This window comes from Streptomyces sp. R33, assembly GCF_041200175.1.
GTDB classification, from domain to species: domain Bacteria; phylum Actinomycetota; class Actinomycetes; order Streptomycetales; family Streptomycetaceae; genus Streptomyces; species Streptomyces katrae_B.
In genome coordinates, this window is the sequence record NZ_CP165727.1 from 3,618,262 (window position 1) to 3,631,482 (window position 13,221).

The window sequence follows — 13,221 nt, forward strand, 5'->3', positions numbered from 1 at the left end:
GCCGGGCTACCGCACCGACCGCAGATGCACCACGTCCCCGGCCCCCACGGTCTCGTGCCGGTCCTCAGCCGTCCGTACGACGAGCCGCCCGTCCGCGTCCACCGCTTCGGCCGTCCCGGTGAGCGTGCGGCCGCCGGGCAGGTCCGCCCGTACGTGCCGGCCCAGCGTGACGCAGTCCGCCGCGTACGCCTCCTGGAGCCCGCTGGCGGCCGGGTCCCCGCCCGCCGCCCGCCATTCCCCGTACCAGTGCTCCAGGGACCGCAGTACGGCCTTCAGCAGGGGTTCCCGGTCCGTCACGGCGGCCTTCGCGAGGATCAGCGACCCGGCTTCCGGTACGGGCAGCTCGTCCTCGGTGAGGGTGACGTTGAGCCCGATCCCGAGGACGACCCCGTCGCTGACCCGTTCGGCGAGGATGCCGCCGGTCTTGCGCTCCTCCCCCTCCACGGTGATCAGCAGGTCGTTGGGCCATTTGAGGGCCGTGTCCACGCCGGCGGCCCGCGACACCCCGGTCGCGGCGGCCACCCCGGCCAGCAGGGTCAGCCACCCCCACCGCTCCTGCGGTACGGAGTCGCCCGGCTTGAGCAGGACGGAGAAGAACAGCCCGGACCGGGCGGGCGCGACCCAGCTCCGGTCGAGCCGCCCGCGCCCGGCGGTCTGCTCCTCGGCGACGAGCACGGCCCCCTCGGGCAGCTGCCCGGCCCGGGCCGCGAGATCGGTGTTGGTGGACCCGGTGGCGGCGACCACCTCGACCGAGGACCACAGCCCCCCGTCCCCGACGAGGGCCCGTTCCAGCGCGGCGGCGTTCAGCGGCGGCCGGTCGAGGCTCGACCAGCGGCCGGCGGCGGCTCCGGACGGAGCCCCTCCTGATGCATCTGATGGCGTCATGCAACCCACAGTAGGTGTGTCAAACGCCGCACTGCCGAGCGCCATGCCCGCCGATACGCTACGCACCAGTAGCCAGCAGTAGTCAATCAATTGACCAGGCAGTTGACACCACACAGGGAGCCGCGACCCCGATGTCACAACCCTCAGAGCCGATCGACATGCACACGACCGCGGGCAAGATCGCGGACCTGCAGCGCCGCATCGACGAAGCCACTCACGCCGGGTCAGCGCGCGCGGTGGAGAAGCAGCACGCCAAGGGGAAGCTGACGGCACGTGAGCGGGTCGCCCTGCTGCTGGACGAGGGGTCCTTCGTCGAGCTCGACGAGTTCGCCCGGCACCGGTCGACCAACTTCGGGCTGGAGAAGACCCGCCCCTACGGCGACGGCGTCGTCACCGGCTACGGCACGGTGGACGGCCGCCCGGTGGCCGTGTTCTCGCAGGACTTCACCGTCTTCGGCGGGGCCCTCGGCGAGGTCTACGGCCAGAAGATCATGAAGGTCATGGACTTCGCGCTGAAGACCGGCTGCCCGCTCGTCGGCATCAACGACTCCGGCGGCGCCCGCATCCAGGAGGGCGTCAGCGCGCTGGGCATGTACGGCGAGATCTTCCGCCGGAACGTGCACGCCTCGGGCGTCATTCCGCAGATCAGCCTGATCGTGGGCCCGTGCGCCGGCGGCGCCGTGTACTCCCCCGCCATCACCGACTTCACCGTGATGGTCGACCAGACCTCGCACATGTTCATCACCGGTCCGGACGTCATCAAGACGGTCACCGGCGAGGACGTGGGCTTCGAGGAGCTGGGCGGCGCCCGCACCCACAACTCCACCTCGGGCGTGGCCCACCACATGGCCGGGGACGAGAAGGACGCCATCGAGTACGTCAAGAACCTGCTGGCGTACCTGCCGTCGAACAACCTCTCCGAGCCGCCCGCCTTCCCGGAGGAGGCGGACACCGAGGTCACCGAGGCCGACCGCGAACTCGACGTCCTGATCCCGGACAGCGCGAACCAGCCGTACGACATGCACACGGTGATCGAGCACGTGCTCGACGACGCGGAGTTCCTGGAGACGCAGTCGCTCTTCGCGCCGAACATCCTCACCGGCTTCGGCCGGGTCGAGGGGCACCCGGTGGGCATCGTCGCCAACCAGCCGATGCAGTTCGCCGGCTGCCTGGACATCAACGCCTCCGAGAAGGCCGCCCGCTTCGTGCGGACCTGCGACGCCTTCAACATCCCGGTGCTGACGTTCGTGGACGTACCGGGCTTCCTGCCGGGCACGGACCAGGAGTACAACGGAATCATCCGGCGCGGCGCGAAGCTGATCTACGCGTACGCCGAGGCCACCGTCCCCCTGATCACCGTCATCACCCGCAAGGCGTTCGGCGGCGCGTACGACGTCATGGGCTCCAAGCACCTCGGCGCGGACCTGAACCTGGCCTGGCCGACCGCCCAGATCGCCGTCATGGGCGCGCAAGGCGCGGTCAACATCCTGCACCGCCGCGCCATCGCCGAGGCGGAGGAGGCGGGCAACGCCGAGGAGACCCGGGCCCGGCTCATCACCGAGTACGAGGACGCCCTGCTGAACCCGTACACGGCCGCCGAGCGCGGTTACATCGACGCGGTGACCATGCCGTCCGAGACCCGGGCCCACGTGGTCAAGGGGCTGCGCCAGCTGCGCACCAAGCGCGAGTCCCTGCCCCCGAAGAAGCACGGCAACATCCCCCTGTAGGAGGTCAGTCCTGTGGTGATCAAGGTCGTCAAGGGGAATCCGACGCCCGAGGAGCTGGCCGCCGCACTGGCGGTGGTCCAAGCGCGCGCGGCGGTGCTGGCCTCGGCACCGTCGGGCGCGCCGCGGGTGGCGGACGACTGGTCGGCGCCGGCCAGGGTGGCGCGGCGGACGCTGCCGCAGCCGGGGCCGCGCGCGTGGGCCCGTACCTACTGGCCCGGTTAGGCCGCCTTCCGGTGGTGAAGATGGCGTGAACGGACCGTGGCGCCTGAGTACGCGTACTCAGGCGCCACTCCGGTCTCCGGGGCCAGGATCGAGGCATGCTCTGGTCAGACCCGAAGAACGAGCCGCCGAAGGACATGCGCGACGTGCAGGCGATGGTCCGGCGGATGACCCTGGTGGTCGTCCTCGCGATGGTGGTGGTCGTGTACGTGCTGGGCGTGGGCTTCTAGCTTCCGTGCAGGGTGTCCCGGTGCGTGCCGGGCGGCGGATCCCCGCCCCTACGATGGCGGCATGACTGCTGCCCAGGCCCCGGCCCACGCCCTCGTCCTCGCCTCCGCCTCACCCGCCCGGCTCAACCTGCTGCGGCAGGCCGGGCTGGCCCCGCACGTGATCGTCAGCAACTTCGACGAGGACGCGCTCAGCGCGGAGACCCCGGCCGAGCTGGCGCTGGCGCTGGCCGAGGCCAAGGCGGGCGTGGTGGCGGCCCTGGACGAGGCCGCGGGCGCCCTGGTGATCGGCTGCGACTCGGTGCTGGAGCTGGACGGCGAGGCGCTCGGCAAGCCGGCGGACGCCGAGGAGGCCACCGCCCGCTGGAAGTCGATGCGCGGGCGGGCCGGCGTACTGCGCACCGGGCACTGCGTGATCGACACGGCGACCGGGCGTCAGGTCTCGGCCACGGCTTCCACGACGGTCCGGTTCGGCGAGCCGACGGACGCGGAGGTGGCGGCGTACGTGGCGAGCGGCGAGCCGCTGCACGTGGCCGGGGCGTTCACGCTGGACGGGCTGTCGGCGCCGTTCATCGAGGGCATCGACGGCGACCACGGGAACGTCATCGGGCTGTCGATGCCGCTGCTGCGCTCCCTGCTGGGCGAACTGGGCGTGTCCATCACGGATTTGTGGGCTTGAGCTCCCCGAAGGGCGCAGGCGGGGCGTCCTGGACGTCCCGCCCGTCCCGGCCGTCCGGCCCGCTCCCGGCGCCCCCTGCGGGCGCCCCGGCCCCGCCCTGGGCCGCGTAGAGCACCAGGGTCAGGACGAGCAGGCAGAGGATCAGCATCATCACCGCGAAGGCGCCCCAGCCGACCAGGCCGACGGCGAGGGCGCCGAGCAGCCCGTGGGTGACGGCTGCGGTGACGAGCACGATGCGGGCGAAGGTGCCGGGGGCCCGGTCGCGTACGGCCACCACGGCGAGCAGTACGGCGCACAGGAGCAGGAAGGCGCCGATGCCGGCCCCCATCCCGTACGTCGCCAGGGACATGACATCCGGATCCATACCGGCGATGGACATCGACTGGTTGTGGGTGGTCCGGCCGAGCACGAAGTGCACGAGGACGAGCACCGCCGCCTCGGCGACGAGCACGATCGCGGCCAGCCCGGCCACGAGTCTGCGCAGCACGACGCCCACGACGACCCACCCCTCCCCACACGTCCCCGGCCACAAGCCTGTTCGACGCCTGGAGGCTACTAACGGGTAAACGTACGGACAAGGGGTCCGGGCAGCTTCGTTACGCGAAGGGCCCCCCGGGCCGCGGACACGCAAAGAATGTGTGGGCCGTTCGTAGGGACTCGACAAAGAATCACAGGGGGCCGCTGACCCGGCGGACAGAGACCTTGGATACATGACGGGGTTACTGTGCAGTTGGGGATCCCCCTGACCTGGGGCGCCACAAGGGCTTTCCTCCTTGGAGGTGGACTCGAATCACACTGCGTGTGGGCAAGGTCACCACCAGGGAAGGGTCGAAACGCCGTGTGGGCTGTCCCTAAACTCAGCTTGTTTCAAGGAGGGAGCCATCGTGCGCAAGGTGCTCATCGCCAACCGTGGCGAAATCGCTGTCCGCGTTGCTCGGGCCTGCCGGGATGCCGGAATCGCAAGCGTAGCCGTCTACGCCGATCCGGACCGGGACGCTCTGCATGTCCGCGCGGCCGACGAAGCTTTCGCGTTGGGCGGTGACACCCCGGCCGCCAGCTACTTGGACATCTCCAAGGTCCTGCAGGCCGCAGCCGATTCCGGCGCGGACGCCATCCATCCCGGATACGGCTTCCTCTCCGAGAACGCCGACTTCGCGCAGGCCGTGCTCGACGCCGGCCTGACCTGGATCGGCCCGCCGCCGCAGGCCATCCGCGACCTCGGCGACAAGGTCGCCGCCCGGCACATCGCGCAGCGCGCCGGCGCCCCGCTGGTCGCCGGTACGCCGGACCCGGTCTCGGGTGCCGACGAGGTCGTGGCGTTCGCCAAGGAGCACGGCCTGCCGATCGCGATCAAGGCCGCCTTCGGCGGCGGCGGTCGCGGCCTGAAGGTCGCCCGCACCCTCGAAGAGGTGCCGGAGCTCTACGACTCCGCCGTCCGCGAGGCCGTCGCCGCCTTCGGCCGCGGCGAGTGCTTCGTCGAGCGCTACCTCGACAAGCCGCGGCACGTCGAGACCCAGTGCCTGGCCGACAGCCACGGCAACGTGGTCGTCGTCTCCACCCGTGACTGCTCGCTGCAGCGCCGCCACCAGAAGCTGGTGGAGGAGGCTCCCGCGCCGTTCCTCTCCGAGGCGCAGAACGCGGAGCTGTACGCCGCGTCCAAGGCGATCCTGAAGGAAGCCGGCTACGTCGGCGCCGGCACCGTCGAGTTCCTCGTCGGCACCGACGGCACGATCTCCTTCCTCGAGGTCAACACCCGCCTCCAGGTCGAGCACCCGGTCACCGAAGAGGTCACCGGCATCGACCTGGTGCGCGAGATGTTCCGCATCGCCGACGGCGAGGAGCTCGGCTACGGCGACCCGGTGCTGCGCGGCCACTCGTTCGAGTTCCGCATCAACGGCGAGGACCCGGGCCGCGGCTTCCTGCCGGCCCCGGGCACGGTCACGAAGTTCGCCGCCCCGTCGGGCCCCGGTGTCCGCCTGGACGCGGGCGTCGAGTCCGGCTCGGTCATCGGCCCGGCCTGGGACTCCCTGCTGGCCAAGCTGATCGTCACCGGCGCCACCCGCCAGCAGGCGCTCCAGCGTGCCGCCCGCGCGCTGGCCGAGTTCGAGGTCGAGGGCATGGCCACGGCCATCCCGTTCCACCGCGCGGTCGTCGCCGACCCGGCGTTCACCTCGGACCCCTTCCAGGTGCACACCCGCTGGATCGAGACCGAGTTCGTCAACGAGATCCCGGCGTTCGCGGCTCCGGCTGCGGACGAGGCCGAGGACGAGCCGGGCCGCGAGACGGTGGTCGTCGAGGTCGGCGGCAAGCGCCTCGAGGTCTCGCTGCCGTCCTCGCTGGGCATGACCCTGGCGCGCACGGCCGCTGCGGGCGGTGCGAAGCCGAAGCGCCGCGCGGCCAAGAAGTCCGGCCCGGCGGCCTCCGGCGACACCCTCGCGTCCCCGATGCAGGGCACGATCGTCAAGGTCGCGGTCGAGGAGGGCCAGCAGGTCAACGAGGGCGACCTGGTCGTCGTACTCGAGGCCATGAAGATGGAGCAGCCGCTGAACGCGCACCGCTCCGGGACGATCGTGGGCCTGACGGCCGAGGTCGGCGCCAGCCTCACCTCCGGCGCCACCATCTGCGAGATCAAGGACTGACGTCCTTGAACCTCTGACGGGGTTCCCGGGGCCACCGCCCCGGGAACCCCGTTTTTTCGTCTGCGCGGCCGCTGCCGGGGCCGGAACCCGCAACACCCGCGCCTCAAACGCCGGCGGGGCTGGAAGATCCAGCCCCGCCGGCGTTCGAGGCGCGGGGTCCCGGGCGGAGCCCCAGGGCTCCTACCTGCGCCTCATGTCCGCGACGCGGGGGCGGTCCCCGGCAGCAGCCTGCTCGAGCAGCGAGGCAGGCGCGCTGCGCAGCTGCGCCGACGGCCCCCCACGCCTCTGCACCGGCAGCGGGGACTCCCTGCGCGGGCGCCGGCCCACCATCCCCTCACCGCCGGAGGCGACGGCCCCGGCCACGGTGATCTGCACTCCCTGGTCGGCGAGCGCCTGCAGCTCCGTCGCCGCCCGGTCGTCGTGCGGCGGCGGCTCGTCCGTGACCAGACGGGTCATCACGTCCGTCGGCACGGTCTGGAACATGGTGTCGGTCCCGAGCTTCGAGTGGTCGGCCAGCACCACCACTTCCGTCGCGGCCTGCACCAGCGCCCGGTCCACGCTCGCGCTGAGCATGTTGGACGTGGACAGCCCGCGCTCGGCGGTCAGGCCGCTCCCGGAGATGAAGGCCCGCGACACCCGCAGCCCCTGGAGGGACTGCTCGGCACCGCTGCCGACCAGCGCGTAGTTCGAACCCCGCAGGGTCCCGCCGGTCATGACCACCTCCACCCGGTTCGCGTGGGCCAGAGCCTGCGCGACCAGCAGCGAGTTGGTGACGACGGTCAGTCCGGGCACCCGGGCGAGCCGGCGGGCCAGCTCCTGGGTCGTGGTGCCCGCGCCGACGACGACGGCCTCGCCTTCTTCGACAAGGCCGGCCGCTACGTCGGCAATGGCGGTCTTTTCCGCCGTCGCGAGATGGGACTTTTGCGGAAATCCGGACTCCCGCGTGAAACCGCCCGGCAATACCGCACCGCCGTGTCGGCGGTCGAGGAGTCCTTCTGCCTCCAGCGCCCGCACGTCCCGCCGTACGGTCACTTCGGAGGTCTGGACGACGCGGGCGAGCTCCCGGAGCGATACCGCTCCGTTGGCCCGCACCATTTCGAGAATCAATTGGCGACGTTCTGCAGCGAACACGAAACTGACAGTAACCCCAACGACCGTCTTGTTTCAGCTCCTTGCGCCGGAATACCGAAGTTGTCCATAAAACAGGGCGACTAGTGGTATACGCGTCCGGACGGCTGAGTGAACGTCTCTTCACTCACCGGCGACCCGCCCCAAGTCCCCTTGCGACGTGGGGCGGTTGCCGTTCTCACGCCTCGCCGGCGGCCTTCCGCGTGTGCAGCTGGCGCGCCACCTCGGCGATCGATCCCGACAGCGAGGGGTACACCGTGAACGCGTTTGCGATCTGCTCGACGGTCAGGTTGTTGTCGACGGCGATCGAGATGGGGTGGATCAGCTCGCTCGCGCGCGGCGACACGACCACACCGCCCACCACGATCCCGGTGCCGGGGCGGCAGAACAGCTTCACGAAGCCGTCCCGGATGCCCTGCATCTTGGCGCGCGGGTTGCGCAGCAGCGGCAGCTTCACCACGCGGGCGTCGATCTTGCCGGCGTCCACGTCGGCCTGGGTGTAGCCGACGGTGGCGATCTCCGGGTCGGTGAAGACGTTCGAGGAGACCGTCTTGAGGTTGAGCGGGGCCACCGCGTCGCCGAGGAAGTGGTACATCGCGATGCGGCCCTGCATGGCGGCGACGGAGGCCAGCGCGAAGATGCCCGTCACGTCGCCGGCCGCGTACACGCCGGGCGCGGACGTACGGGAGACCTTGTCGGTCCAGATGTGCCCGGAGTCCTTGAGCCGGACCCCGGACTCCTCCAGGTTCATGTCCTTGGTGTTCGGGATCGCGCCGACGGCCATCAGGCAGTGCGTGCCGGTGATGACGCGCCCGTCGGAGAGGGTGACCTCGACCCGGTCGCCGACGCGCTTGGCGGACTCGGCGCGGGAGCGCCCGATGACGTTCATGCCGCGGCGGCGGAAGACGTCCTCGAGGACGGCGGCCGCGTCCGGGTCCTCGCCGGGCAGCACGCGGTCGCGGGAGGAGACCAGGGTCACCCGGGAGCCGAGGGCCTGGTACGCGCCGGCGAACTCGGCGCCGGTGACGCCGGAGCCGACCACGATGAGCTCCTCGGGGAGCTCGTCCAGGTCGTAGACCTGGGTCCAGTTCAGGATCCGCTCGCCGTCGGGCATGGCGTCCGGGATCTCGCGGGGGTGGCCGCCGGTCGCGATCAGCACGGCGTCGGCCGTGAGGATCGTCTCGCTGCCGTCGGCGGCGGTGACGATGACGTCGCGCGTGCCGTCGATGCCCTGCGGGCCGCCGAGCTTGCCGCGGCCCCGTACGACGCGGGCGCCGGCCCGGGTGACGGAGGCGGTGATGTCGTGCGACTGCGCGAGCGCGAGGCGCTTGACGCGCCGGTTCACCTTGCCGAGGTCGACGCCGACGACGCGCGCGGCCTGCTCGATGTGCGGGGTGTCGTCGGCGACGACGATGCCGAGCTCCTCGTACGACGAGTCGAAGGTCGTCATGACCTCGGCGGTCGCGATGAGGGTCTTGGAGGGTACGCAGTCGGTGAGGACGGAGGCGCCACCGAGGCCGTCGCAGTCGACGACGGTCACCTCCGCGCCGAGCTGGGCCCCCACGAGGGCCGCCTCATACCCGCCGGGTCCGCCGCCGATGATCACGATCCGGGTCACGAAAACTCCGCCTCACGTCTACCCGGCCGGCTGCCGCCCCGGCCGGGGCTTCCGGGGGGTCTCCCCGGGGGATGCATTCCGTGCCCCATTGTCCCGCACGCTTCAAGGTGCTTCTCCCCCGGTCCGGCCATCCGGGCGTCGTCCGGGCACCATCCGGGCACGCGGCCATCCCCGCCCCTCCCGTACCCTCGACCTCATGTCGCTCTACGCCGCGTACGCCGGCAACCTCGACCCGCGGCTGATGACGCGCCGCGCTCCGCATTCGCCGCTGCGCGGCACGGGCTGGATCAACGACTGGCGGCTGACCTTCGGCGGTGAGCAGATGGGGTGGGAGGGCGCCCTCGCCACGATCGTCGAGGCCCCGAGGCACCAGGTGTTCGTCGCGCTGTACGACATCGCGCCGCTGGACGAGGACTCCATGGACCGGTGGGAGGGCGTCGGGCTCGACATCTACCGCCGGATGCGGATCCGCGTCCACACGCTGGACGGCGAGGAGGCGGCGTGGTGCTACGTGCTGAACGGCTACGAGGGCGGCCTGCCCTCGGCGCGCTACCTCGGTGAGATCGCCGACGCCGCCGAATCGGCGGGCGCCCCGCACGACTACGTGATGGAACTGCGCAAGCGGCCCTGCTGAGGCCCTCTCCCCGCTTGTGACGCACCGGACTCCGTCCGGCGGCGCCCGGCCGCGGCGTGCAGGAAAGCGGTCGATTCGGCGGAAACGACAAGGCAACGATCCGAACACCGTGAGCTGCGCCATCTACGCGCGTAGGCAATGCTCGGCTACGCTCGTCTGCGTGAACGCATCTGTTACCGACCCCTTCGCCGACGCCACCGCCGCAGCCGCCCGCCTGCGTGAGCTGACCGGCGCCGAAACCCACGATGTCGCCCTCGTCATGGGCTCCGGCTGGGCCCCCGCCGCAGAGGCGCTGGGCGCCCCCGAGGCCGAGCTCCCCGTCACCGAGCTGCCCGGCTTCCCGCCGCCCGCGGTCGAGGGCCACGGCGGCAAGATCCGCTCGTACAAGATCGGCGACAAGCGCGCGCTGCTCTTCCTCGGCCGGACCCACTACTACGAGGGCCGCGGCGTCGCCGCCGTCGCCCACGGCGTGCGCACCGCCGTGGCCGCCGGCTGCAAGACCGTCGTCCTGACCAACGGCTGCGGCGGCCTGCGCGAGGGCATGAAGCCCGGCCAGCCCGTCCTGATCAGCGACCACCTCAACCTGACGGCCGCCTCGCCGATCGTCGGCGCGAACTTCGTGGACCTGACCGACCTGTACTCGCCGCGCCTGCGCGCGATGTGCAAGGAGATCGACGAGACCCTCGAAGAGGGCGTCTACGTCCAGTTCCCCGGCCCGCACTACGAGACCCCGGCCGAGATCAACATGATCCGCGTCATGGGCGCCGACCTGGTCGGCATGTCCACGGTCCTCGAGGCGATCGCCGCCCGCGAGGCCGGCGCCGAGGTGCTCGGCATCTCCCTGGTCACCAACCTGGCGGCGGGCCTCTCCGGCGAGCCGCTGAACCACGAAGAGGTGCTCCAGGCCGGCCGTGACTCGGCCGCGCGCATGGGCAAGCTGCTGACCCAGGTCCTCGCCCGCATCTGAGGCACCGGCACCGTACGAGAAAAGACCGTACGAGAGACAAGGCGGAAGTAGTGCAGGAACAGGACGACCTGATCACCCGGGCCCGGGCCTGGCTGGCGGAGGACCCGGACCCCGAGACGGCCGAGGAGCTCGCGAAGCTCATCGAGGCCGGGGACGTCACGGAGCTGGCGGACCGGTTCTCCGGCACCCTCCAGTTCGGCACCGCCGGACTGCGCGGCGAGATCGGCGCGGGCCCGATGCGGATGAACCGCTCGGTGGTCATCCGGGCCGCGGCGGGCCTCGCGGCCTACCTGAAGGCCCAGGGCCACGCCGGCGGCCTGGTCGTCGTCGGCTACGACGCGCGGTACAAGTCCGCGGACTTCGCCCGTGACACCGCCGCCGTGATGACCGGCGCGGGCCTGCGCGCGGCCGTCCTGCCCCGCCCGCTGCCGACGCCCGTCCTCGCGTACGCCATACGGCACCTGGGTGCCGTCGCCGGCGTCGAGGTGACCGCGAGCCACAACCCGCCCCGGGACAACGGCTACAAGGTCTACCTCGGCGACGGCTCGCAGATCGTGTCCCCCGCGGACGCGGAGATCGCCGCGGAGATCGGGCGCGTGGACACCCTCGCCTCGGTCCCCCGTCCGGAGTCCGGCTGGGAGGACCTCGGCGACGAGGTCCTGGAGGCCTACCTGGCCCGTACGGACGCCGTCCTGACCCCCGGCTCCCCCCGGGGCGTGCGGACCGTCTACACGGCCATGCACGGCGTCGGCAAGGACGTCGTCCTGGCCGCCTTCGCCCGCGCCGGCTTCCCGGAGCCGGTCCTCGTGGCCGAGCAGGCGGAGCCGGACCCGGCCTTCCCGACCGTGGCCTTCCCGAACCCGGAGGAGCCGGGCGCGATGGACCTGGCCTTCGCCAAGGCCGCCGAGGCCGGGCCGGACATCGTGATCGCGAACGACCCGGACGCGGACCGCTGCGCTGTGGCCGTCCCGGACGACGCCTCGGCGACCGGCTGGCGCATGCTGCGCGGCGACGAGGTCGGCGCGCTGCTCGCGGCCCACCTGGTCCACAAGGGCGCGACGGGCGTCTTCGCCGAGTCCATCGTGTCGTCCTCCCTGCTGGGACGGATCGCGCAGGCGGCGGGCGTCGGCTACGAGGAGACCCTCACCGGCTTCAAGTGGATCGCCCGCGTCGAGGGCCTGCGCTACGGCTACGAGGAGGCGCTCGGCTACTGCGTGGACCCCGAGGGCGTCCGCGACAAGGACGGCGTCACGGCCGCCCTGCTGGTGGCGGAGCTGGCCTCGGAGCTCAAGGAGCAGGGCCGCACGCTGACCGACCTGCTGGACGACCTGGCGATGGAGCACGGCCTGCACGCCACCGACCAGCTGTCGGTCCGCGTCTCGGACCTGTCGGTCATCGCCTCGGCGATGGCTGCGCTGCGGGCGGAGCCGCCGGTGTCGCTGGCGGGCCTGCGGGTCTCCTCGGCGGAGGACCTGAACCGCGGTACGGAGACGCTGCCGCCCACGGACGGCCTGCGCTACTACCTGGAGGGCGACTACAAGGCCCGGGTGATCGTGCGGCCGTCGGGCACGGAGCCGAAGCTGAAGTGCTACCTGGAGGTCGTGGTCCCCGTGGCGGACGCCGCGGACCTCGCACCGGCCCGCACCCGCGGCCAGGAGATCCTGGACGCGATCAAGAAGGACCTGTCGGCAGCCGCGGGCATCTGATTCCACCCGCGTTCCTCCCGCGCCGCTCGTGCGGCTCGGCCCTGCCGGGCCTCCCCGGCTTCGCGCCGCTGCGCTGGACTCCGTCCGTCGGGCGCAGTCCAGGGGCTTCGGCCCCTGCCAGGCCCCGGTCCGTCCACCGGGGCCTGGCCCCTCGGCCCCCTGAGCTCCGGCTCGGGGGGCCGTCGCCGGTTTCGGGGGGAGGGGGATGGATCGGTCAGGTTGCTTGGGTGCTTGGGTGCTTGGGTGCTTGGGTGCGGGTCCGACCGGAGCCCCCCGGGCGTATCGGAGTGGTTCGGGGGTTTCCCGTCAGTCCCATCGTCCTTCCGGTTCGTGCCGGCCCGTCAAGGGCGCTCACTGCGTTCGCGTCGCTGCGCGATCGCCTCCCGCGACCCTTGACCGACCGACCCGCCCCGGAAAGACAAGGACTGCCGGGAAACCCCCGAAGGAACGGCACGGTCCATCGTCCGAGGAACGCGGTATCGGAGACCAGGCGGGGTGCCGGGCTCAGGCACCCTGGGCATCCGGGCCGTCCAGGCCCGAGATCCGGACCAGGGGCGCGGTTAACCGCACCTGACGGTGACCAGAGCCCCTGCGGGCCACCCGAGCGCGTCAGATCGCTACGCGCTTCTCCGGTCTCGGCGTCCGGCGGGCCGTCTGGGGCGTTCAGCCCGTCCGGTGCCTGCCGATTACATCGACACCGACACCTTGGAAGCCTGGCTGGATCGGCGGGCGCCGTCGGACTGGTCACGATCAGCCCTGGGCTGGCGTCGGGGCCGTGCCCGTTCCAGGGCC

12 protein-coding genes are annotated in these 13,221 nt (G+C 71.8%); 8 read left to right on the forward strand and 4 right to left on the reverse strand.

Going from position 1 to position 13,221, the window contains the following annotated elements; translation table 11 throughout:
* Nucleotides 1-6: 6 nt before the first annotated feature.
* Nucleotides 7-885 (reverse strand): biotin--[acetyl-CoA-carboxylase] ligase, encoded by an 879-nt coding sequence (locus AB5J51_RS16345; protein ID WP_133897086.1) that lies wholly within the window; start codon nt 883-885, stop codon nt 7-9.
* 131 nt (nt 886-1,016) lie between these two features.
* Between AB5J51_RS16345 and AB5J51_RS16350 the strand changes: the two genes are divergently transcribed.
* The 4 genes from AB5J51_RS16350 (at nt 1,017) to AB5J51_RS16365 (ending at nt 3,737) form a co-directional block, all read left to right on the forward strand.
* Complete coding sequence (locus AB5J51_RS16350; protein WP_053786314.1) at nt 1,017-2,612, forward strand: acyl-CoA carboxylase subunit beta; 1,596 nt, start codon at nt 1,017-1,019, stop codon at nt 2,610-2,612.
* Between the two features lie 15 nt (nt 2,613-2,627).
* Nucleotides 2,628-2,834, forward strand: coding sequence for an acyl-CoA carboxylase epsilon subunit (locus AB5J51_RS16355; RefSeq protein WP_078987310.1), 207 nt, complete (start codon nt 2,628-2,630; stop codon nt 2,832-2,834).
* A gap of 95 nt (nt 2,835-2,929) precedes the next feature.
* Nucleotides 2,930-3,061 (forward strand): morphogenic membrane protein MmpB, encoded by a 132-nt coding sequence (gene mmpB / locus AB5J51_RS16360; RefSeq protein ID WP_267882133.1) that lies wholly within the window; start codon nt 2,930-2,932, stop codon nt 3,059-3,061.
* A gap of 61 nt (nt 3,062-3,122) precedes the next feature.
* The gene (locus AB5J51_RS16365) at nt 3,123-3,737 is read left to right on the forward strand and encodes a nucleoside triphosphate pyrophosphatase (RefSeq protein WP_133897087.1); all 615 of its coding nucleotides are present in this window, start codon (nt 3,123-3,125) and stop codon (nt 3,735-3,737) included.
* Here the strand turns inward: AB5J51_RS16365 and AB5J51_RS16370 are convergent.
* Nucleotides 3,718-4,233 carry a hypothetical protein gene (locus AB5J51_RS16370; RefSeq protein ID WP_234382048.1) on the reverse strand — a complete coding sequence of 172 codons (516 nt, stop codon included), beginning with the start codon at nt 4,231-4,233 and terminating at the stop codon, nt 3,718-3,720. The genes AB5J51_RS16365 and AB5J51_RS16370 overlap by 20 nt on opposite strands.
* A gap of 388 nt (nt 4,234-4,621) precedes the next feature.
* On the opposite strand from AB5J51_RS16370, the gene AB5J51_RS16375 reads away from it, so the two are divergent.
* Complete coding sequence (locus AB5J51_RS16375) at nt 4,622-6,376, forward strand: biotin carboxylase N-terminal domain-containing protein (RefSeq protein WP_053786317.1); 1,755 nt, start codon at nt 4,622-4,624, stop codon at nt 6,374-6,376.
* Nucleotides 6,377-6,556: 180 nt separating this feature from the next.
* Here AB5J51_RS16375 and AB5J51_RS16380 read toward each other — a convergent pair whose 3' ends face one another.
* Nucleotides 6,557-7,507 carry a DeoR/GlpR family DNA-binding transcription regulator gene (locus tag AB5J51_RS16380; RefSeq protein ID WP_369777970.1) on the reverse strand — a complete coding sequence of 317 codons (951 nt, stop codon included), beginning with the start codon at nt 7,505-7,507 and terminating at the stop codon, nt 6,557-6,559.
* A 175-nt stretch (nt 7,508-7,682) separates the two neighbouring features.
* Nucleotides 7,683-9,122 (reverse strand): NAD(P)H-quinone dehydrogenase, encoded by a 1,440-nt coding sequence (locus AB5J51_RS16385; RefSeq protein WP_136225871.1) that lies wholly within the window; start codon nt 9,120-9,122, stop codon nt 7,683-7,685.
* A gap of 196 nt (nt 9,123-9,318) precedes the next feature.
* On the opposite strand from AB5J51_RS16385, the gene AB5J51_RS16390 reads away from it, so the two are divergent.
* From AB5J51_RS16390 to AB5J51_RS16400, 3 genes are all read left to right on the forward strand, one after another.
* Nucleotides 9,319-9,756, forward strand: coding sequence for a gamma-glutamylcyclotransferase (locus AB5J51_RS16390; protein WP_053786320.1), 438 nt, complete (start codon nt 9,319-9,321; stop codon nt 9,754-9,756).
* 160 nt (nt 9,757-9,916) lie between these two features.
* A complete protein-coding gene (locus AB5J51_RS16395) occupies nt 9,917-10,723 on the forward strand; it encodes a purine-nucleoside phosphorylase (RefSeq protein ID WP_369777971.1) in 807 nt (268 codons plus the stop codon).
* Between the two features lie 50 nt (nt 10,724-10,773).
* Complete coding sequence (locus AB5J51_RS16400) at nt 10,774-12,429, forward strand: phospho-sugar mutase (protein WP_053786322.1); 1,656 nt, start codon at nt 10,774-10,776, stop codon at nt 12,427-12,429.
* The last annotated feature ends 792 nt before the right edge of the window (nt 12,430-13,221 follow it).

Bases quoted from the DNA above. Each gene is read 5' to 3' on its own strand.
- AB5J51_RS16345 (WP_133897086.1), bottom strand. From the start codon at position 885: ATGACGCCATCAGATGCATCAGGAGGGGCTCCGTCCGGAGCCGCCGCC.
- AB5J51_RS16350 (WP_053786314.1), top strand. From the start codon at position 1,017: ATGTCACAACCCTCAGAGCCGATCGACATGCACACGACCGCGGGCAAG.
- mmpB (WP_267882133.1), top strand. From the start codon at position 2,930: ATGCTCTGGTCAGACCCGAAGAACGAGCCGCCGAAGGACATGCGCGAC.
- AB5J51_RS16365 (WP_133897087.1), top strand. From the start codon at position 3,123: ATGACTGCTGCCCAGGCCCCGGCCCACGCCCTCGTCCTCGCCTCCGCC.
- AB5J51_RS16390 (WP_053786320.1), top strand. From the start codon at position 9,319: ATGTCGCTCTACGCCGCGTACGCCGGCAACCTCGACCCGCGGCTGATG.